Raw genomic sequence first — 19,043 nt, forward strand, 5'->3', positions numbered from 1 at the left:
GAGGTGCAGGGCACCGCCGAGGGTGTCCCCTTCGACCGCGCCACCCTCGATGCCCTGCTCGACCTGGGTCTCAAGGGCTGCAGCGAGCTCAAGGCACTCCAGGAAGAGGCGCTGGCCCAGTGAGCGAGCACGACGCGGCGAACCAGCCGCAGGAGAGCGGGTGCCGGGAAACCGAGCGCCAGAAGGTGGTGCTGGCCACCAACAATGCCAAGAAGCTCGTCGAACTCCGGGCTGCCCTGGAGGCCGCCGACCTGCCCGTCGACGTGCTGGGGCTCTCCGACGTGGAGCACTACGAGGCCCCCGCCGAGACCGAGCAGAGCTTCGAGGGCAATGCCCTGGTCAAGGCCCGCGAGTGTGCCCTGCGCACCGGGCTGCCGGCCCTGGCCGACGACTCGGGAATCGAGGTCGACGTCCTCAACGGCTGCCCCGGCGTGCGCTCGGCCCGCTGGGCCGGGCCGGCCTGCGACGACGAGGCCAACAACGACCTGCTGCTGGCCCAGGTGGACGACGTCCCCGCGGACCAGCGCCAGGCCCGCTTCGTCTGCGCCATCGCCATCGTGGTCCCCGACGGGAAGGGCGGCATGAGCCGCGCCGAGACCGTGCGTCGCGAATGGCCGGGCATGCTGGACACCGAGCGCCACGGCAGCTTTGGATTCGGCTACGATCCGCTGTTCATCCCCGACGACGCCCCCGAGGTGGACGGGCGTCGCCTGTCCAGCGCCGAACTCGAGCCGGAGCACAAGAACCGGATCTCGCACCGGGGCCAGGCCATCGAGGCGATCACCCCGATGGTCGCAGGCCTGCTCGGGCTCAAGATGCCCGAGGAGGGTGTGGGACGGCCCGAGTCGAACGGGCAGGACGCGCCCGACGAGGGCCAGGAGGACTGATGCAGCAGTACCTCGACCTGCTCACCCGCGTCCTGGACGAGGGCGTCGACAAGTCCGACCGCACCGGCACCGGGACGCGCAGTGTCTTCGGGCACCAGATGCGCTTCGACCTGGCCGACGGCTTCCCACTGCTGACCACCAAGAAGCTGCACACCCGCAGCATCTTCGGGGAGCTGCTGTGGTTCCTGCGCGGCGACACCAACATCGGCTGGCTGCACGAGAACAAGATCTCCATCTGGGACGAGTGGGCCGACGAGAACGGTGACCTGGGCCCGGTCTACGGCTACCAGTGGCGCAGCTGGCCCACGCCCTCGGGTGAGCACGTCGACCAGATCGCCAAGGTCATCGACTCCATCAAGCGCAACCCGGATTCGCGTCGCCACATCGTCAGCGCCTGGAATGTGGCCGACGTGGACTCGATGGCCCTGCCGCCGTGCCACGCGATGTTCCAGTTCTACGTCGCCCCCGGGATCGGCGGGGGGCGGGGCAGGCTTTCCTGCCAGCTCTACCAGCGCAGCGCCGACCTCTTCCTGGGCGTGCCCTTCAACATCGCCAGCTATGCGCTGCTGACCCACCTGGTGGCGCAGGTCTGCGACCTGGACGTCGGCGACTTCGTGCACACCTTCGGGGATGCGCACCTGTACTCGAACCACAGGGAGCAGGCCCGGCTGCAGCTGACCCGCGAGCCGCGGCCGCTGCCGAGGCTGCGGCTGAATCCGGAGGTGACCGAGATCGACCGCTTCGAGCTCTCGGACATCGAGATCACCGACTATGACCCCCACCCTGCGATCAAGGCACCGATCGCCGTGTGAGAACGCTGTCGTGGGACCATGGAAGCACTGGGAGGAGAGCACAATGCGCGTCATCGCCATCGCCGTCGTCGGGCGCAACGGTGTGATCGGGGACGGTCACGACCAGCCCTTCAAGTTCCGGGAGGACTGGGAGAGGTTCAAGGCCACCACCCTGGGCCACCCGATCATCATGGGCCGCCACACCCATGAGGCGATCGGGCGCTACCTGCCGGGTCGCACCACGATCGTGGTGAGCCGTGACCCGGAGCAGGTGGAGCTCAGCGACCGTGAGGACGCCCCGAGCTTCGCCGTCGGATCGGTGGAGCTGGCCCTGGAGCTGGCCGAGTCGCTGGACGACGTGTGCTTCGTCTGCGGCGGCGGCCAGGTATACGAGAACACCTGGGAGTTCCTGACCGAGCTCGACATCACCCAGGTCCACGACGAGGCGCCGGGATCGGTCCTCTTCCCCGAGGTGGACCCCGACGAGTGGCAGCTGCTGATGCGCGAACCACGCGGCGGGTTCGACTTCACCCGACTCTTCCCGATCAGCACCACCGAGCGGCTCACCCTGGTTCCGGTCGGTCCCGAGGACCTCGACGACTGGGTGCGGCTCTACACCGCCCCCGACCTGCCCGAGGTGCCGATCGAGCGCCACCGGGTGGGCATCGAGGCCAATGTGCAGCACTGGCTCAATGACGGACTGGGCTACTGGCTGGTCAAGGACAGCCTGCATGACCGTCCGATCGGTGTGGGCGGGGTGCGTCGTAACAAGGAACTGCCCGAGGGGGTCTGGGGCCTCTACTACCGCTTCGAGGAGGCCTCGCGCAGCCAGGGCTATGCCTTGGAGTTGGCCCAGGCCGCGGTGCGCTCGCTGAAGGTGGTCGATCCCGACGCCGAACTGCGTGCTGCCTTGCGTCCAGGCAATGCGGCGGCGATCGCGGTCGCCGAGAAGCTGGGGCTCGTCCTGACCGCCGAGTCCGACGACGAGCGCGGTCCGCTTCAGGTGTGGTCGGCGAAGGTCGCCGACCTCGCGTGAAACCCACCGCCTCGATCCTGCACCTCGACCTCGACGCCTTCTTCGCGGCGGTCGAGCAGCGGGACAAGCCCTCCCTGCGGGGCAAGGCCGTGATCGTCGGCGGCACCGGGGGGCGGGGCGTGGTCTCGACGGCCAGCTACGAGGCCCGAGTCTTCGGGGCCCGGTCGGCCATGCCCATGCACGAGGCACGACGCCGGGCACCCCATGCCGCGGTGCTCGGGGGCCGTTTCGACGCCTACCGCCAGTCGAGCCGGATCGTCATGCAGCTGCTGCACGAGCTCTCGCCGTTGGTGGAGCCGCTGAGCATCGATGAGGCCTTCGTGGACCTGGAGGCGGGCGGGCATGACTGCACCAGCACCGAGAGTCTGCGGGCGCTGGGGGAGCGTCTGCGTGCTGACCTGTACGAGCGCACCGAGGGGTTGACCGCCAGCGTCGGGATCGGGTCGAGCAAGTTCATCGCCAAGGTGGGCAGTGAGATGGCCAAGCCCAATGGTCTGGTCGTGGTGGAGCCCGGTACGGAGGTGGCCACGATCCGTCCGCTGCCGGCTCGTGCCGTGCCGGGGGTGGGGCCCGCGACCATGGAGAAGCTGGAGCGTCTGGGAATCCGGACGGTGGCCGACCTGCAGAAGGCGGAGCTCACCGAACTGGTGCGTGAGGTGGGGCGCAGCTGGGGGACCTCGCTGCACGAGCTGGCCTTTGCCCGCGACGACCGTGCCGTCAGCGCCCATCGGGAGGCCAAGTCGATCTCGGTGGAGGACACCTTCGAGCGCGACCTGACCGACCGTGCCGAGCTGGAGGCCATCGCCACCAGGGATGCGGCGATCGTCGCGGACCGGCTGCGTCGCTCGGGCCAGTTCGCTCGCACCATCACGCTCAAGCTGCGGCTGGCCGACTTCACCACGTGGACGCGCTCACGCACGCTGGAGGGCGCCACCGACAACACCGAGCGGATCGCCCAGGTGGCCCGGGAGCTGCTGGCCGCGCTGGACGTGCGGGAGGGGATCCGGCTGCTGGGCATCGGCGTGGCCAACTTCACCCAGGCGGCCCAGGAGGAGCTGTTCTCCATCGACGGCGAGCAGGTCAGGCTGGTCGACCAGACCAGCACCAGCTACGACGCGCCCCCGGAGCGCCGCAGAAGGGGTGGCGAGTGGAGCCCCGGAAGCGAGGTGCTGCACCCCGAAATGGGGCGTGGCTGGGTCTGGGGGTCGGGCCTTGGGCGGGTGACCGTGCGCTTCGAGACCCGCCACACCGGAGTCGGGCCGGTCCGCACCTTCCGGGCCGACGAAGAGCAGCTCACCCGCCCCGACGGGCCCCTGCCGATGCGGTGGGAGCAGCCCGGGACCGTGCCCTAGACTTGCAGCCCTGGCCGAAGTGGTGGAATTGGCAGACACGCAGGATTTAGGTTCCTGTGCCTTCGGGCGTGAGGGTTCAAGTCCCTTCTTCGGCACCAGACACGACACCCCAGACACGAAGTGAGGGCCTTTTGATCCGTCATCGGATCAAAAGGCCCACACTGTGTCGTGAATGGTGCTCAGATGCCCAGCTCCCGGCGCAGCCTGGCGACGTGGCCGGTGGCCTTGACGTTGTACTGGGCCACCTCGATGGTGCCTTGTCCGTCCGCGTCGACATCGACGACGAAGGTGGAGCGGATGACGCCCTCGATCTCCTTGCCGTAGAGCTTCTTGGTGCCAAAGGCGGCATAGGCGTTCAGCGCGGTGCGCTCCGGGTCGGCCAGCAGGGTCACTGAGAGCTGCTCCTTCTCGCGGAACCTGGCCAGCTTGGCGGGGGTGTCGGGGCTGATGCCGATGACGGTGTAGCCGGCGGCGGCGATCTCGTCGAGCGAGGCCGTGAAGTCGACGGCCTGCACGGTGCACCCGGGCGTCATCGCCGCGGGGTAGAAGTAGACGATCACCTTGCGACCGCCGAAGTCGGAGAGGCTGATGACCTTCTCGTCGGCATCGGGGAGGCTGAATTCGGGGGCGGGAGAGCCCGCCTGGAGGCGCTCTGACATGACCATGATGCTAGCCGGGTTCGCGTTCAGCGCACATCCGTCGTCCACCTCACGTGGCCGCGACGCTGCTGGTGGGCATAGGCTGGTCAGGTACGTCGGGCCGGGAGGCCTGCCGCCGCCCACGCCAGGAGGAGAGACGATGGCTGACAAGAAGAAGCAGAAGGACAACCGCTCGGCCCAGCAGATCCGCGCCGACATCGCCGCGGCACGTGCTCGGATGTCGGCCAATGTCGAGGGGCTGGTCACCGAGGTGCACCCCAAGGCCGTCAAGCAGCGCACCGTCGACGATGTCAAGGCCTTCGCCATGGCCGAGGCGGAGCACGCCAAGAGCCAGATCAAGGATGAGGACGGCTGGCGCACCGATCGCCTGACGCTGGCCGGTGCCGTCGCCGGTGCCGCGCTGGTCGCGGTCCTGACCTTGCGCGCCATCGCGCGCAAGGTCAGCAAGCGCTGACGCAGGCGGGCTGCCGAAAGGGCAGTGGTGAAGGGGGAGAGCTGCTCTGCAGCCCTCCCCCTTCTGTTCGTGGTGGGTCGTCGGTCGGGGCCAACCGATGTTCGGCGGGTCTGCCGGGCGGAGACGGGAGGTCTCTTGGCATCGTGATGATTTGGATCGAAACAGATCGCTCTCACTAGTGCTTTCACGGAAATGTCCGGATATCTTTGGTTTGATTTGGAATCAGCTTGGTAACAATGCTGAAGAAGTTTCGGACAGGGTCTTCCGGGGCGGACTCCGGTGGTTATATTGCTCCGCAAGTCCCAGTCCGATTGGGGCCACACAACGAAGTGAGGGAACGTCCTATGTCATCGACCACCAAGACCCAGCGCCTCGCAGCCGCAGGCCTGTCCGTCGTCGCCGTCCTGACCACCGCAGCCTGTGGGGGAGGCGGGGACTCCAAGGACTCGGCCGATGCCGGTGCGGCCCTGAACTGGGACCAGCGTGGCCCCATCACATTCGTGCAGGGCAAGGACAACAACAACCTGGTCCAGCCCCTGCTGGACAAGTGGAATGCCAAGCACCCCGACGAGAAGGTCACCTTCGTCCAGCTCTCGGCCTCGGCCGACGAACAGCGCCAGAAGATGGTCGACAATGCCAACACCAAGGGCGCCTCCAACTACGACGTGCTCTACCTCGACATCGTGTGGACCGCCGAGTTCGCCGCCAAGCAGTGGGTGCACGAGCTTCCTGCCGACAAGTTCTCCACCGAGGGAATGCTGAAGCCCGCCGTTGACGGCGCCACCTACTTCAACAAGCTCTACGCCTACCCGACCAGCTCCGACGGCGCCATGCTCTACTACCGCAAGGATCTGCTCGACAAGGCCGGTGTGAAGGAGGCCCCGAAGACCTGGGCTGACATGAAGGCTGCCTGCACCAAGGTGAAGTCGCTGCCCGAGGGCAAGTCGCTCGACTGCTACGGCGGCCAGTTCCAGAAGTACGAGGGGCTGACCTGCAACATCACCGAGATCGTCAACTCTGCCGGCGGCCAGTTCCTGGACAAGGACGGCAAGCCCCAGGTGAACTCGGAGGCCTCGCTCAAGGGTGTCCAGTGGCTGCAGGACAGCTTCAAGGACGGCACCATCCCGAAGGCTGCCACCACCTGGATGGAAGAGCCCTCCCGCGAGGTCTTCCAGCAGGGCAAGCTCGTCTTCCTGCGTCAGTGGCCTTACATCTACTCGTTGATCGATGCCAAGGACGGCAGCTCGAAGGTCAACGGCAAGTTCGGCATTGCTCCGCTCCCCGGACTCGACGGCCCCGGCGTCTCGACCCTGGGCGGCCACAACCTGGCCATCAGCAAGACCGCGAAGAACCTGGGCACGGCCAAGGACTTCATCCTGTGGTACGGCGAGGAGGCGCAGCAGAAGACGGCGGCCCAGAAGGCCACCCTGGCCCCCACCCGTGAGTCGCTGTACTCCGACCCAGAGCTGGTCAAGCAGCTGCCCTACCTGCCGGTGCTCAAGGAGTCCATCGCCACGGCACAGGCCCGGCCCAAGGCCGTCGCCTACAACGACGTGACCCAGGCGATCCAGGATGCCTCGTCCAATGCCATCGCCGGCAAGGATCCCAAGGCCACCTTCGACGGCCTGCAGACCAAGCTCACCGAGCTGACCAAGGCCTGAGCCCGCGGCAGCACCGTGTCCGGCACGGACCTTCGCGTCCGTGCCGGACACGGTGCCGGTCGACCCACTCCCAAAGGAGGGAACCCGATGGCCATCGCTGTCGACAATCCCGGCGCGGCCGGTCGCAAGCCCCGCAAGAATGCGTTGAGTGACGGGCAGGGTGCCCTTGCCTGGCTCCTCACCGCCCCCACCCTGGCCGTGATCCTGTTCGTGGTCGGCATCCCGATCGTGCTCAGCGTGATCGAGTCCTTCTACAAGACCAGCAACGGAATCGACCCGGTCACCGGCATGGCCGACACCGGGACCAAGTTCGTCGGTCTGGAGAACTACCTGACGGCACTGACCTCGAAGAGCACCGCCGTCGAGGGGGTCTTCGGGTCCCTTCCGCGACTGTTGAATGCCTTCGTCAACAACATGTTCTTCACCGTGGTCTGTGTCCTGATCGAGACCGTCCTCGGTGTGGCGATGGCTCTCATCATGGCGCGTGCCTTCAAGGGCACGGGCCTGGTACGTGCCGCCATCCTGGTGCCGTGGGCGATCCCCACGATCGTCTCGGCCAAGCTCTGGTTCGTGATCTTCCAGTCCAATGGCGTGATGAACAGGATCATCGGCGACCAGGTGTTGTGGCTCGGTGACTCCGCGGCCTCGCAGATGGCCGTGATCATGGCGGACGTGTGGAAGACCGCGCCCTTCATCGGCCTACTGACCCTGGCGGGGCTGCAGACCATCCCGGCCGAGGTGTACGAGGCGGCCAAGGTGGACGGTGCGACCGTCTGGCAACGCTTCGTCCACATTACCCTGCCGATGGTGAAGCCGGCCCTGGTGGTCGCGGTGCTCTTCCGCACCCTCGACACCATGCGCATGTTCGACCTCCCGTACGGCCTGATCGGCCCCAACAAGTACTCGGTCGAGACGCTGAGCATGTTCGCCTACAACGAGGCCATCAGCCAGCGCTATGGAGCGGCCGCCGCCTACTCGATCCTGCTCTTCCTGTTGATCGTCCTGGTCGCCTTCCTGTTCATCAAGTTCCTGGGTGCCGACGTGGTGGGGGACGACGAGTCCCGTGCCCGTAGTGAGCAGCGTCGGCGGTTGCGCAAGCTGCACAAGCAGCAGGTCAACCGCACCAAGGCCGCCCAGAAGACCATCACCAGCGGGGAGAGTGCAGCATGACCCAGCAGGCATCGATGAGCACTGCGGTTCCGGCCGGGCCGGAGCGGATGAGCAAGCAGGAGCTTGAGAGTCTCAACAAGCCCACCCGATCGGGCAAGGACGTGGCCGGCGGCATCGCCTCGCTGCTCGGCATCGCGATGATCATCATCTACTGCATCCTGCCCTTCCTGTGGATGGTGATCAGTTCGCTGCGCCTGCCCAGCATGGGCCTGAGCACCGATTTCATTCCCAACCCGGTCTCCGTGGAGAACTACAGGATCGTCTTCAACGCGAAGAACAACTTCGTCACCGCCATTGGCAACTCGATCCTCATCTCGACCGTGACCACCCTGCTGACGTTGTTGTTCGGCATCGTCGCCGCCTATGCACTGGCTCGTCTGCGCTTCAAGGGCAAGGCTCTCGTGCTGGCCATCATCATTGGCTGCTCGATGTTTCCGGCGATCACGATCCTGGTGCCACTTCTGAAGATGTTCACCGGGAATTACTCGTGGCTGCCGATCGACTGGATGAACCAGTACCAGGCGGTGATCATCCCGTCGCTGTCCTTCGGTCTGCCGCTGTGCGTGTGGAACCTGACGGCCTTCTTCCGTCAGCTGCCGGTCGAGCTGGAGCAGGCGGCCATGGTGGACGGGTGCACGCCCATCACCGCCTTCCGCAAGATCATCCTTCCGCTCGCGGCGCCGGGCATCTTCACGACGGTCATCCTCACCTTCATCGCCGTCTGGAACGAGTACATGTTCGCCATGACCTTCCTGCCCGGCAAGGAGAAGATGACCGCGCCCGTCTCGCTCGCGGGCTTCACCGGCGACTCGGCCTTCAACATCCCCTACGGCGCGATCATGGCGGCCGGTGTCGTCGTGACGGTTCCGCTGCTCGCCATGGTGCTGCTCTTCCAGCGACGCATCGTCGCCGGACTGACCGCCGGTGGCGTGAAGTGACACGTTGTCGGTCCTTGTCCCGCCGAGCTCTGGAGGGCCGGACCGTGCCAAGGTCAGCGCTCGTGGCGTGGAGTGTCAGCAGGCCCTGATCGCCGCAGCCAGTCAAGGGGCGCCCACCGGTGGTGGGCGCTCCTTTGGCGTTCCGGCCCTGGATGGGCAAAGACTGGAGTGCGAGGGACGCAGGACCGTGGTCGGATGGGTCGACCGGGCGTGGCACCTACAGTGGCCCTATGATCCTTCCCACGCACCAGCGGCTCCGCATCGCCGGTCATGCCTTGCTGGTGGTAACTGTGGCGCTCTCGCTGATGCAGAACCTGGTGCTGAATCCCCTGGCCGCGGTGCCGGGGCATTCGCTGGGCCAGATTCAGGCCGAGGTGGCGGCAGCCGGCCAGTCCCTGGATACGGGTCTGGTCATCGCCGCCGCGGTCGTCTACCTGGGCTTGGCCACGGCGCTGCTGGTGAGGACCCGCTCGGCCGTCCTGGCAGCGGTCCTGCTGGCCGGAGTCGCGCCACTGCACTGGTTCTCCTCCTTCGGGCCCGGGATCGCGCTGGCCGACACTTACGGGATCTCCGGCGCACCGCAGGCGCCATGGGGCTGGCTCGTCATGGCCCTTGCGCTGGCGGGAGGGGGAGTGCTGTTGGCGATGGCCAGCAGGCCCCGCGCCCCACGATTTGCATCCCCGCAGCACCGGCGCGTATAGTGATTCAACGCGCGCACCGCTAGCTCAACTGGCAGAGCAGCTGACTCTTAATCAGCGGGTTCAGGGTTCGAGTCCCTGGCGGTGTACCACACGAAGACCCCAGTCCTTGCGGCTGGGGTCTTCTGCATGTGCGGGCGCCGAGGCTTCGATTTGGTGTCCGGGGCGAGGAAGTGTAATGTTTCTTCTCGCGCGCACCGCTAGCTCAACTGGCAGAGCAGCTGACTCTTAATCAGCGGGTTCAGGGTTCGAGTCCCTGGCGGTGTACAACACGAATGAGAAGAAGGCCCCGATGAATGGTCGGGGCCTTCTTCTCATTCCCGGGCCGGTTGGCCTTCCGCAGGGGCGTCAGCGGTCCAGCAGCGCCAGCTCGTCCTCGGTCAGTTCAAGCTCGGCGGCCTTGGCCGAGTCGGTGATCGACTCGGGACGGCTCGCACCGGGGATCGGGATGAGCTTGCTGCTCTTGGTCATCTCCCAGGCCAGCACCACCTGCTGCGGGCTCACGCCGTGCTCGCGGGCGACTTCACCGAAGACGGCGAAGCGCTCACCGACGGCCGTCGCGTCGCCCCCGGCGCCGCCCAGCGGGCTCCAGGGCAGGAAGTTGATGCCGTGGTCGTCGCAGTGGGCGAGCTCGTCGGCCGAGCTGCGGAAGCGCGGCGAGAACTCGTTCTGGACACTCGCCAGCCCGCCCTCGCCGAGGACCTCCTGGGCCACCTCGATCTCCTCGACATTGGCATTGCTGATGCCGATGGCCTTGACCAGGCCCTCCTTCTGGAAGTCGGCGAAGTGCTGCACCACCTCGCCGTAGACCTTCCAGCGGTCGGGGCGGTGCCACTGGTACAGGTCGATGCAGTCCACTTCCAGGGCGCGCAGGGAGGCCTCCAGCGCCTTGCGCAGGTAGGCCTTGGAGCCGTCGCGGCCCCAGGTCTCGCCCTCGCCGCGGGTGATGCCGCCCTTGGTGGCCACCACGATGCCGTCACGGCCTGAGATCCCGCGCAGCGCATCGGCCACCACGCGCTCGTTGTGCCCCATCTGGTCCCAGCTGGGGGCGTAGATGTCGGCGGTGTCGAAGAAGGTGATGCCGGCATCCAGCGCCGCGTGGATGGTGGCGCGCGCCTGCTCCGGGCTGGGCTGCGGGTCGCGGGCCATGCTCAGGGGCATGCACCCCATCCCGATTGCGCTGACGGTGAAGGGGCCGAGCTGTCGAGTCTTCATGGACTCGACCGTAGTGGCTTCGACAGGCTCGGCCAACGATGTGGGTGGCTCGGCCAACGATCCCTGAGCCTGTCGAAGGGATTCAGAGGCTGCGGGCGTGCTCGATGCGCTGGCGGCGCAACTGGTCGAGCTCGGGTATGGGCAGCGGCTCGAGCTGCTCCCCGATGGCCAACTGCAGCAGGTGGTCGGCGAGCTCGGGATTGCGCGCCAGGACCGGCCCGTGCGGGTAGGTGCCGATGATGCGGCCGTCGGGGCTGACGGCGCCCTCGGTGCCGCCACCGTCATTGCCCACGCCCACCTCGAGGCTGGCCAGGGCAGTGACGCCGCTGCCGAGGGTGGTGTGGCCACCATGGTTCTCGAAGCCGGTGATGATGCTCTCGGAGCCGTCGGGGCGCGTCCAGCGGTGCAGCACCTCACCCACCGCACGCACCGGTCCTCGACGGGTGGTGACGTCGAGCAGGCCCAGGCCCTCGGTCACCTCGTCGCGGTCCCCGACGGTGAAGGAGTTGCCGCAGACCTGGTAGCCGGCGCACACGGCCAGCAGCACGCCGCCAGCCTGCAGCCCCTTCGCGAGGCCACCATCGGTGCGGATCGCCTTCAGTGCGCTGATCTGGGCCATGTCCTCGCCGCCACCGAGCAGGTAGAGCTGTGCGTCGGCAGGCACCGGATCACCGGGCTCGACGACGACGAGCTCCGCCTCGATGCCGCGCATCCGCAGCCGCTGCACGGCCACGGTGGCATTGCCCTGGTCGCCGTAGATGCCCAGCAGGCTCTGGTAGACCAGAACGATCTTGACGGGAGTGTGTGCGGGGCTCATGCGAGGCCTCCCAGCTTGCGCAGCTTCTGGAATGGTGTGTAGGTGCTCAGGACGTCGACCACGACGTCTTCACCGGCCAGCTCCCCGGCCCGGGCGATGGCGGCCGACAGGTCGGGCACCACCTCGTGGCCGACGCCGCCATAGGTCAGGCGCACGGCCAGGTCGAGGGCACGCGGGCCCGTGCAGATGACCCGGCGGCCGGCCAGCTGTTCGTAGTCGACGTCCCACAGCCAGCTGACATCCTTGCCGTCGGCGGCGATCGCGTCGATGGCCAGCACGACGGGGTCGGTGGCGGCCAGCGGCAGGCTCTCGGCCCAGCCGGCAGGGTTCTTGCTCAGCATCAGCCGTGCCTTCACCGGCCGGCCGGAGGCGGCACCGAAGGTGGCCACGGCATAACGCCCGGCAGGGCTGGTGACCGTCTGCATGCCGCGCAGCGCCACCTCCGGCTCGATGCCCATCAGTCGGGCGGCGGCCAGCGCACAGGCGGCGTTGGCGCGGTTGAACCGGCCGGGCACCTGCAGGTCGAGGGTCCACGTGGTCCCGTCGGCCTCGGTGACCTCGTCACCGTGCACGGTGTAGTCGGCGACCGGCTGGGTGAGGGGGCACTCGGGGCAGTCCCAGTGGCCACGGTCGAGCGACCCTGGAGCGAGAGGGACGCTCGTGTGCCGCAGCACCGCGCCGCAGTTCGGGCACAGCGCGGCGTCCTGGGTCCATCCCGCGCCGGTGTCGATCCAGACCACCGTGCGCGCGGTCCCGGCGGCCCAGGTGGTGAGCGGGTCGCAGGCATTGGCGACGACCACGGGCCCGTCGGCCCCGGCAGCCTCCAGTGCGACGCGCCAGCCGCGGCCCAGGCTCTTGATCTCGTGGTTGCGGTCCATCTGGTCGCGGCTGAAGTTCAGCAGCACCAGCACCTCGGGGCGGCCCTCCGCGATGATGCGGGGCACGATCCGTTCGTCGGTCTCCAGGACGGCGATGCCGGCCTGCGGCGCCTCGGCCAGTGCGGAGGCGACGCCGTGGTACAGGTTGGCGCCGTCGGCATTGGTGACCACCTGGCGCTGGCCGTCGGGGGTTCCGGCGCGCACGGCGGCGGCCAGCAGGTGTGTAGTGGTGGTCTTGCCATTGGTGCCGGTGACCGCGGCGATGCGCCGCTCGGCCAGCAACTTGCCCAGCGCCTGCGGGTCGATGCGCATCATCACCTGGCCCCGGATCGAGGCTCCGGAGCCACGACCGGCCAGACGGGAGGCCAGGGCGGCGGCGCGTCCTGCGGTGGTGGCCAGGCCCAGGCGCAGGTCGGGCCGTGAGGAAGACGTGCGAGACATGGGGTCCATTGTGGCACCACGATTTTCCCGAGATGCCCACCTGGACGACTGACCGCATGGTTTTCTGGGGCATCCGGTCAAGTCCTGGCCGTCGCACCGCAGGAGAACACGAATGATGCTTGCAATCTGGGGCTACCTCATCGTGGTCGTCTTCATGATCCTGATCATGACGAAGAAGGCCACTCCCTTCACGGCCTTGGTCCTGGTCCCCCTGGTCATCGGCACGCTGGCAGGCTTCGGCCTGCGCATCGGCCCGTACAGCCTCGACGGCATCAAGGCCGTCGCCCCCACCGCGGTGATGCTGCTGTTCGCCATCCTCTACTTCGGCCTGATGATCACCGCCGGGCTCTTCGACCCACTGGTCCGTTTCATCCTGCGCATCGTCAAGGGTGATCCCCTCAAGGTGCTGGTCGGCACCGCCATCCTTGCCTCGGTGGTGAGTGTCGATGGCGACGGGAGCACGACCACGATGATCGTGTGTTCCGCCATGATCCCGGTCTACAAGCGTCTGGGCCTGAAGATGATGGACCTGGCGGTCATCGTCATCCTCGCCAACTCGGTGATGAACCTGCTGCCGTGGGGCGGGCCCACCGCCCGCATCATCGCCGCCCTGAACGTGGACGAGGGGGAGCTGCTGCGCCGCATCCTGCCCGGCATGTTCCTGGCCATCATCTGGGTGGTCTGCGTCTCGGTGATCCGCGGGCTCCAGGAGCGCAAGCGCCTGGGCATCCGCGAGCTCGACGAGGACGACATCGCCCATCTGGACGCCAGCATGTCCCACGACGACGACTACCTGCAGCGACCCCGGATGCTGTGGCCCAACTTCCTGCTCACCGCCGTGTTGATGGTGATGCTCGTCTTCGGCGGCATGTACGGCCTGCCGAAGGTGCCGGCCGCGGCGCTGTTCGAGATCGGCTTCGCGGTCGCCCTGGTGCTGAACTACCACAACGTGAAGGACCAGCAGAAGATCATCGAGATCCATGGCGCCAATGCACTGCAGGTGGTGACCATGGTGCTGGCCGCCGGCATCTTCATGGGCATGCTCAACGGCTCGGGCATGAGCCAGGCCATCGGGCAGTCGCTGGCCGCCTGGGTGCCCTCCGCGCTGGGCGGGCAGTGGCCGCTGGTGACCGCCATCGTCTCGGCGCCCGGCACCTTCCTGCTGAGCAATGACGCCTTCTACCTGGGCGTGCTGCCGATCCTGGCCCAGACCGGCGCCCAGTACGGCTTCAGCCCGATGGAGATCGGCGTCGCCTCCACCGTCGGGCAGGCCTTCCACCTGCTCAGCCCGCTGGTGGGATTCATCTACCTGCTGCTCAACCTGACCGGCGTCGACATGGGCGCCTGGCAGCGGCAGGCGGGCAAGTGGGCCTGTGGAACCTTCCTGGTCTTCCTGGTGAGCATGTACGTCTTCGGGGGAGTGCCGCTGTGATCCGACCGCAATCCCTGCCAGTGTCGGTGGCGCTGGTTAGGGTGGGGCCATGGTGACTGACAACGGACCCCAGCCCAATGTCTTCGACATCGAGACGGAGACCAGGCAGAACGAGAACTACCGCACGGTGGCCTGGAGCGGCAAGTACCTCCAGGTGACCCTGATGAGCATCAAGCCCGGTGAGGACATCGGCCTCGAGGTGCATCACGACACCGACCAGTTCCTGCGACTCGACGCGGGCAAGGGCAAGGTGCAGATGGGCCCGTCGAAGGACGAGTTGACCTTCGAGCAGGAGGTCAGCGACGGATGGAGCATCCAGGTCCCGGCCGGCACCTGGCACAACGTCACCAACATCGGTGACGAGCCGATGCAGGTCTACGCCATCTACGCCCCGGTGCACCACGCGGCCGGAGTCGTCCACACCGACTTCGCCGACGCCGAGGCGCAGGAGGAGGCCGGCAAGGACGAGCCGCCGAGCTGGAGCATCCAGCCCGAACAGTCGCGCTCCGACGAGACCGCCTGAGCGCTCCCGACGAAGCACTGACCACGATGCCGCCCGGCCTGCCGGGCGGCATCGTCGCGTCGTGGGAGCCTTCGGTCGACCCCGCCCACAATGGTAAAACCACACGATGTTACGGTGGCTGAAAGCTTCGCCGGGGGTCTTCGGTGGTGTCTGGAGACCGTTCGGCGACGATGACGAGCAGGAGGTCTCAATGCCGAGCCACGATGCCGCCGCAGTGCCCGCACGCAGGGCAGCGGTGGCCGACACCACAATCCAAACCCCCACTGGCAGTCCCACCACGAGCACGTCCCTCGCCCCGCTCGACGAGCAGCGTCGCCCGGCCGGGCACACCGGCGGCATCTCCAATGCCACCTGCAAGGTCGTGATGGCCCTCACCGGCGTCATCTTCGGCCTCTTCGTCCTGGTGCACATGGTGGGCAACCTCAAGATCTACACCGGGCCTGAGCACTTCAACAGCTACGCCCACTGGCTCCGCGCCGCCTTCGTCCCCGTCCTGCCCCACGAGGGGCTGCTGTGGATCCTGCGCGCCTTCCTGCTGGCCTGCCTGGCAGGTCACCTGTGGTGCGGCTGGCTGGTGCGCACCCGCGGTCGCGCGGCGCGCGGCTCCACCCGGCGCAAGGGCATGGCAGCCTCCAGCTGGATGGCCAGCTCGATGCCGCTGACCGGGCTGATCCTGCTCGGCTTCCTCGTCTTCCACCTGCTCGACCTCACCACGGGCACAGCACCGGTCGCCGCCGATGCCTTCCGCGGCCCGGAGCTGGAGGCCTCCTTCGCCTACTCCAATGTGGTGGCCTCCTTCAGTCGCTGGCCCGTCTCGCTCGTCTACGGCCTGACGATGCTCGCCCTGTGCGCCCACCTCGCCCACGGACTGGTGAGCGTCCTGCTCGACCTGGGCGCCGCCCCGGGCCGCGCCGCGGTCAAGAAGGCCAGCGCCATTGCCCTCGCGATCGGGCTCGTGGTGGCCATCGGCAACCTGACCATCCCGATCGCCGTCCTGACAGGAGTGGTGAAGTGAGCCCCGCAAAGATCGACATTCCCCGCGCAAGTACTCCGCTCGAAATTCCCCACGCGAGCACCCCGCTCGAAATTCCCCACGCGAGCACTCCGCTCGACGGCCGTGCCCCCGACGGCGACCCGGCCACCGCGTGGAGCCGCGCCAAGTTGCACTACCGGCAGGTGAGCCCACTGAACCGGCGCAAGTTCACCATCGTCGTGGTCGGCACAGGCCTGGCCGGCTCGGGCGCCGCGGCCGCGCTGGGCGAGCTGGGCTTCAACGTCGTCAGCTACACCTTCCACGACGCGGCACGCCGGGCCCACTCGGTGGCCGCCCAGGGCGGCATCAATGCCGCCCGCGCCCGCAAGGTGGACGGCGACTCCCTGGAGCGCTTCGTCAAGGACACCGTCAAGGGCGGCGACTTCCGAGCCCGTGAGGCCGACGTCTTCCGGCTGGCGGAGGAGTCGGTGCGTGTCATCGACCACATGGACGCGATCGGGGCGCCCTTCGCCCGCGAGTACGGTGGCCAGCTGCGCACCCGCTCCTTCGGTGGCGTGCAGGTGAGCCGCACCTACTACACCCGCGGCCAGACCGGCCAGCAGCTGCAGGTCGCGGCTGCGCGATCGGTGCAGCGGCAGGTGAAGGCCGGCACCGTGAAGCTGCGCACCCACCGCGAGGTGCTCGACCTGGTGGTCACCGACGGCAGGGTCAGGGGAGTGGTCGCCCGAGACCTGCGCACCGGCCGGATCGAGGTGCAGCCCGCCCACGCGGTGGTGCTGGCCACCGGCGGCTACGGCAAGACCTTCTTCCACTCCACGCTCGCCCACAACTCGAACGTGAGTGCTGCCTGGCGTGCCCACCGCCGCGGCGCGCTGTTCGCCTCGCCCTCCTACATCCAGTTCCACCCGACTGCGCTGCCGGTGAGCTCCCAGTGGCAGTCCAAGACCACCCTGATGAGCGAGTCGCTGCGCAATGACGGTCGCATCTGGGTGCCGAAGAAGCCCGGCGACGACCGCCCCGCCAACGACATCCCCGAGGAGGAGCGCGACTACTACCTGGAACGCAAGTACCCGGCCTACGGCAACCTGGCACCCCGCGACATCTCCTCGCGGGCGGCGCGGGAACAGATCGAGTCCGGCCACGGTGTCGGGCCGCTGCACAACAGCGTCTACCTCGACTTCCGCGATGCCATTGCCAGGCTGGGCAAGCAGACCATCGCGGAACGCTACGGCAACCTGTTCGAGATGTACCGCGATGCCACCGACGAAGACCCGTACACGGTGCCGATGCGCATCGCTCCCGGCGCGCACTTCGCCATGGGTGGCCTGTGGAGCGACTACAACATGCAGACCTCCATCGAGGGGCTCTTCGTCGGCGGGGAGGCGGGCTGGGGCTATCACGGCGCCAACCGCCTGGGCGCCAACTCGCTGCTCAGCGCCTGCGTCGACGGCATGTTCACCCTCCCGTACACGATCCCCGACTACCTCGCCGGGCACCTCAACGAACCACTGATCGGCCTCGACGACCCGGCCGTGCAGCAGACGGTCAGCGAGGCCACCGGGCGCCTCGACCGCCTCATGGGCATCGGCGGCACCACCGGCGTCGACCGCTTCCACCGCGAGCTGGGGGAGATCCTCTACACCGGCTGTGGCGTGGCCCGCAGCGCGGAGGGCCTGGTCGAGGCCATCGGCAAGGTGCGCGAGCTCAGGCAACGCTTCTGGAGCGACCTGCGCATCCCCGGCAGCGGGGCCGAGCTCAACCAGGAGCTCGAACGGGCCGGCCGCGTCGCCGACTACCTCGAGATCGCCGAGCTGATGTGCCTCGACGCGCTGGACCGCGACGAGTCGTGCGGGGCCCACTTCCGCGTGGAGCACCAGACCCCCGACGGGGAGGCGCTTCGCGATGACGAGAACTGGTGCTTCGTCTCGGCCTGGGAGCACACCCCGGGTGCCGATGGGCTGCCGGGGATGCCGGTGCGCCACGCCGAGCCCCTGTCCTTCACCGCCGTCCCACTGCAGCAGAGGAACTACCAATGAGGATCACACTGGAGGTCTGGCGCCAGGCCTCATCCCAGGCACCGGGGAAGTTCGTCACCTACCAGGTCGACGATGCCACCCCGCAGATGTCGATGCCGGAAATGCTCGACCGGCTCAACGACCAGATCGTCGAGTCCGGCGGGGAGCCTGTGGCCTTCGAGAGCGACTGCCGCGAGGGCATCTGTGGCTGCTGCGGCATCACCGTCGACGACCGCCCGCACGGGCCGGTGCCCAACACGCCTACCTGTCAGCAGCACCTGCGCAACTTCAATGACGGCGACATCGTGCGGCTGGAGCCCTTCCGCTCGGCGGCCTTCCCCGTCGTGAAGGACCTCGTGGTGGACCGCACGGCCCTGGATGAGGTGGTCTCCAGCGGCGGCTATGTCAGCGTCGACACCGGCACCGCGCCCGATGCGGAGGACCGGCAGATCACCTTCGCCCGGGCCGAGAAGGCGCTCGACTTTGCGGCCTGCATCGGCTGCGGGGCCTGCGTCGCGGCCTGCCCCAATGGTGCCGCCCACCTGTTCGGCGGTGCCTTGCTGACCCACTTCGCCACCCTGCCGCAGGGCCGGGCGGAGCGGTCCAAACGGGCCCGGGAGGTGGGGGCCGCACTGGAGGACAACTTCGGTCCCTGCTCCACCTACGCCGAGTGCGTGGACGTGTGCCCGGCCGGGATCCCGCTGGCAGCCATCGGTGCGGTCAACCGCGAGAAGATCAGGCTGGCCTGGCGCCGCGGCAGCGACGACTGAGCTCAGCCCGTCAGGCTGAGAAGTCCGCGCACCAGTGAGGTGGCTCCACCCAGGCTCGCCAGCAGCAGCGCCAGCTGGCGGGCCCGGGTGGCCGTCACCCGGCGGGCGAGCCGTGTACCGATCCGGACCCCCACCAGGACGGTCGTCACGACCACCAGGGGGAACCACCATGGGGGAGTGCCGGTGGAGGTGGCGCCCAGCAGGGTCTTGGCGAGCACCGAGAGCAGGCCCATCGTCATGAAGACCGGTTGCAGTGTGGCCTGGAAGGGGCGCTGTTCCCACCGGGCCAGACGCGAGTAGACCACCATCACC

19 protein-coding genes, 3 tRNA genes and 1 pseudogene are annotated in these 19,043 nt (G+C 67.9%); 18 read left to right on the forward strand and 5 right to left on the reverse strand.

Going from position 1 to position 19,043, the window contains the following annotated elements:
* The 6 genes and pseudogenes from rph to ACHFFZ_RS04305 all read left to right on the forward strand — a co-directional run.
* Positions 1-123: pseudogene (gene rph / locus ACHFFZ_RS04280) on the forward strand (ribonuclease PH); the annotation flags it as partial.
* A gap of 65 nt (positions 124-188) precedes the next feature.
* Positions 189-887, forward strand: a complete 699-nt coding sequence (locus ACHFFZ_RS04285) for a non-canonical purine NTP pyrophosphatase (protein WP_394275443.1) — start codon at positions 189-191, stop codon at positions 885-887.
* Positions 887-1,699, forward strand: a complete 813-nt coding sequence (locus ACHFFZ_RS04290; protein WP_394275428.1) for a thymidylate synthase — start codon at positions 887-889, stop codon at positions 1,697-1,699. Before ACHFFZ_RS04285 ends, ACHFFZ_RS04290 begins: the two co-directional genes overlap by 1 nt.
* A gap of 43 nt (positions 1,700-1,742) precedes the next feature.
* Entirely contained in the window at positions 1,743-2,714 is a 972-nt protein-coding gene (locus ACHFFZ_RS04295) for a dihydrofolate reductase (protein WP_394275429.1), read from the forward strand.
* On the forward strand, positions 2,711-4,066 hold the full coding sequence (locus ACHFFZ_RS04300) for a DNA polymerase IV (RefSeq protein ID WP_394275430.1): 1,356 nt from the start codon (positions 2,711-2,713) through the stop codon (positions 4,064-4,066). The genes ACHFFZ_RS04295 and ACHFFZ_RS04300 overlap by 4 nt, the downstream gene beginning before the upstream one ends.
* Positions 4,067-4,079: 13 nt before the next feature.
* Positions 4,080-4,164, forward strand: a tRNA-Leu gene (locus ACHFFZ_RS04305).
* An 81-nt stretch (positions 4,165-4,245) separates the two neighbouring features.
* On the opposite strand, the gene bcp is transcribed toward ACHFFZ_RS04305, so the two are convergent.
* Positions 4,246-4,725, reverse strand: coding sequence for a thioredoxin-dependent thiol peroxidase (gene bcp, locus ACHFFZ_RS04310; protein ID WP_394275431.1), 480 nt, complete (start codon positions 4,723-4,725; stop codon positions 4,246-4,248).
* A 139-nt stretch (positions 4,726-4,864) separates the two neighbouring features.
* Here bcp and ACHFFZ_RS04315 point away from each other — a divergent pair, with 139 nt between their 5' ends.
* From ACHFFZ_RS04315 to ACHFFZ_RS04345, 7 genes are all read left to right on the forward strand, one after another.
* A complete protein-coding gene (locus ACHFFZ_RS04315; protein WP_394275432.1) occupies positions 4,865-5,179 on the forward strand; it encodes a DUF3618 domain-containing protein in 315 nt (104 codons plus the stop codon).
* Positions 5,180-5,523: 344 nt separating this feature from the next.
* Complete coding sequence (locus ACHFFZ_RS04320; protein ID WP_394275433.1) at positions 5,524-6,840, forward strand: ABC transporter substrate-binding protein; 1,317 nt, start codon at positions 5,524-5,526, stop codon at positions 6,838-6,840.
* Positions 6,841-6,927: 87 nt separating this feature from the next.
* Positions 6,928-8,010, forward strand: coding sequence for a carbohydrate ABC transporter permease (locus ACHFFZ_RS04325; protein WP_394275434.1), 1,083 nt, complete (start codon positions 6,928-6,930; stop codon positions 8,008-8,010).
* Positions 8,011-8,057: 47 nt separating this feature from the next.
* Entirely contained in the window at positions 8,058-8,948 is an 891-nt protein-coding gene (locus ACHFFZ_RS04330) for a carbohydrate ABC transporter permease (RefSeq protein ID WP_394275444.1), read from the forward strand.
* Positions 8,949-9,178: 230 nt separating this feature from the next.
* Entirely contained in the window at positions 9,179-9,649 is a 471-nt protein-coding gene (locus ACHFFZ_RS04335) for a hypothetical protein (protein WP_394275435.1), read from the forward strand.
* A gap of 13 nt (positions 9,650-9,662) precedes the next feature.
* Positions 9,663-9,738 (forward strand) — tRNA-Lys (locus ACHFFZ_RS04340).
* Between the two features lie 102 nt (positions 9,739-9,840).
* Positions 9,841-9,913, forward strand: a tRNA-Lys gene (locus ACHFFZ_RS04345).
* 81 nt (positions 9,914-9,994) lie between these two features.
* Here the strand turns inward: ACHFFZ_RS04345 and ACHFFZ_RS04350 are convergent.
* The 3 genes from ACHFFZ_RS04350 to ACHFFZ_RS04360 form a co-directional block, all read right to left on the reverse strand.
* The gene (locus ACHFFZ_RS04350; RefSeq protein WP_394275436.1) at positions 9,995-10,861 is read right to left on the reverse strand and encodes an aldo/keto reductase; all 867 of its coding nucleotides are present in this window, start codon (positions 10,859-10,861) and stop codon (positions 9,995-9,997) included.
* Between the two features lie 82 nt (positions 10,862-10,943).
* Complete coding sequence (locus tag ACHFFZ_RS04355; RefSeq protein WP_394275437.1) at positions 10,944-11,678, reverse strand: type 1 glutamine amidotransferase; 735 nt, start codon at positions 11,676-11,678, stop codon at positions 10,944-10,946.
* Positions 11,675-12,868 carry a DUF1727 domain-containing protein gene (locus ACHFFZ_RS04360; RefSeq protein ID WP_394275445.1) on the reverse strand — a complete coding sequence of 398 codons (1,194 nt, stop codon included), beginning with the start codon at positions 12,866-12,868 and terminating at the stop codon, positions 11,675-11,677. The genes ACHFFZ_RS04355 and ACHFFZ_RS04360 overlap by 4 nt, the downstream gene beginning before the upstream one ends.
* A 241-nt stretch (positions 12,869-13,109) precedes the next feature.
* On the opposite strand from ACHFFZ_RS04360, the gene ACHFFZ_RS04365 reads away from it, so the two are divergent.
* The 5 genes from ACHFFZ_RS04365 (at position 13,110) to ACHFFZ_RS04385 (ending at position 18,731) form a co-directional block, all read left to right on the forward strand.
* A complete protein-coding gene (locus ACHFFZ_RS04365) occupies positions 13,110-14,429 on the forward strand; it encodes a CitMHS family transporter (protein WP_394275438.1) in 1,320 nt (439 codons plus the stop codon).
* Positions 14,430-14,478: 49 nt separating this feature from the next.
* A complete protein-coding gene (locus tag ACHFFZ_RS04370; protein ID WP_394275439.1) occupies positions 14,479-14,952 on the forward strand; it encodes a cupin domain-containing protein in 474 nt (157 codons plus the stop codon).
* A 190-nt stretch (positions 14,953-15,142) separates the two neighbouring features.
* On the forward strand, positions 15,143-15,967 hold the full coding sequence (locus tag ACHFFZ_RS04375) for a succinate dehydrogenase cytochrome b subunit (protein ID WP_394275440.1): 825 nt from the start codon (positions 15,143-15,145) through the stop codon (positions 15,965-15,967).
* 44 nt (positions 15,968-16,011) lie between these two features.
* Positions 16,012-17,982: a fumarate reductase/succinate dehydrogenase flavoprotein subunit gene (locus ACHFFZ_RS04380; protein WP_394275446.1), complete on the forward strand. Its 1,971-nt coding sequence runs from the start codon at positions 16,012-16,014 to the stop codon at positions 17,980-17,982.
* Positions 17,979-18,731, forward strand: a complete 753-nt coding sequence (locus ACHFFZ_RS04385) for a succinate dehydrogenase/fumarate reductase iron-sulfur subunit (RefSeq protein ID WP_394275441.1) — start codon at positions 17,979-17,981, stop codon at positions 18,729-18,731. Before ACHFFZ_RS04380 ends, ACHFFZ_RS04385 begins: the two co-directional genes overlap by 4 nt.
* 2 nt (positions 18,732-18,733) lie before the next feature.
* On the opposite strand, the gene ACHFFZ_RS04390 is transcribed toward ACHFFZ_RS04385, so the two are convergent.
* Positions 18,734-19,043 (reverse strand): hypothetical protein (locus tag ACHFFZ_RS04390; protein WP_394275442.1); only part of this gene is annotated, 310 nt, incomplete at its 5' end.

It is taken from the genome of Luteococcus sp., from assembly GCF_043424415.1.
Classification (GTDB): domain Bacteria; phylum Actinomycetota; class Actinomycetes; order Propionibacteriales; family Propionibacteriaceae; genus Luteococcus.

Bases quoted from the DNA above. Each gene is read 5' to 3' on its own strand.
- ACHFFZ_RS04355 (WP_394275437.1), bottom strand. From the start codon at position 11,678: ATGAGCCCCGCACACACTCCCGTCAAGATCGTTCTGGTCTACCAGAGC.
- ACHFFZ_RS04325 (WP_394275434.1), top strand. From the start codon at position 6,928: ATGGCCATCGCTGTCGACAATCCCGGCGCGGCCGGTCGCAAGCCCCGC.
- ACHFFZ_RS04365 (WP_394275438.1), top strand. From the start codon at position 13,110: ATGATGCTTGCAATCTGGGGCTACCTCATCGTGGTCGTCTTCATGATC.
- ACHFFZ_RS04375 (WP_394275440.1), top strand. From the start codon at position 15,143: ATGCCGAGCCACGATGCCGCCGCAGTGCCCGCACGCAGGGCAGCGGTG.
- ACHFFZ_RS04385 (WP_394275441.1), top strand. From the start codon at position 17,979: ATGAGGATCACACTGGAGGTCTGGCGCCAGGCCTCATCCCAGGCACCG.
- bcp (WP_394275431.1), bottom strand. From the start codon at position 4,725: ATGTCAGAGCGCCTCCAGGCGGGCTCTCCCGCCCCCGAATTCAGCCTC.
- ACHFFZ_RS04295 (WP_394275429.1), top strand. From the start codon at position 1,743: ATGCGCGTCATCGCCATCGCCGTCGTCGGGCGCAACGGTGTGATCGGG.
- ACHFFZ_RS04350 (WP_394275436.1), bottom strand. From the start codon at position 10,861: ATGAAGACTCGACAGCTCGGCCCCTTCACCGTCAGCGCAATCGGGATG.
- ACHFFZ_RS04335 (WP_394275435.1), top strand. From the start codon at position 9,179: ATGATCCTTCCCACGCACCAGCGGCTCCGCATCGCCGGTCATGCCTTG.
- ACHFFZ_RS04370 (WP_394275439.1), top strand. From the start codon at position 14,479: ATGGTGACTGACAACGGACCCCAGCCCAATGTCTTCGACATCGAGACG.
- ACHFFZ_RS04290 (WP_394275428.1), top strand. From the start codon at position 887: ATGCAGCAGTACCTCGACCTGCTCACCCGCGTCCTGGACGAGGGCGTC.
- ACHFFZ_RS04360 (WP_394275445.1), bottom strand. From the start codon at position 12,868: ATGCGCATCGACCCGCAGGCGCTGGGCAAGTTGCTGGCCGAGCGGCGC.
- ACHFFZ_RS04315 (WP_394275432.1), top strand. From the start codon at position 4,865: ATGGCTGACAAGAAGAAGCAGAAGGACAACCGCTCGGCCCAGCAGATC.
- ACHFFZ_RS04330 (WP_394275444.1), top strand. From the start codon at position 8,058: ATGAGCAAGCAGGAGCTTGAGAGTCTCAACAAGCCCACCCGATCGGGC.
- ACHFFZ_RS04320 (WP_394275433.1), top strand. From the start codon at position 5,524: ATGTCATCGACCACCAAGACCCAGCGCCTCGCAGCCGCAGGCCTGTCC.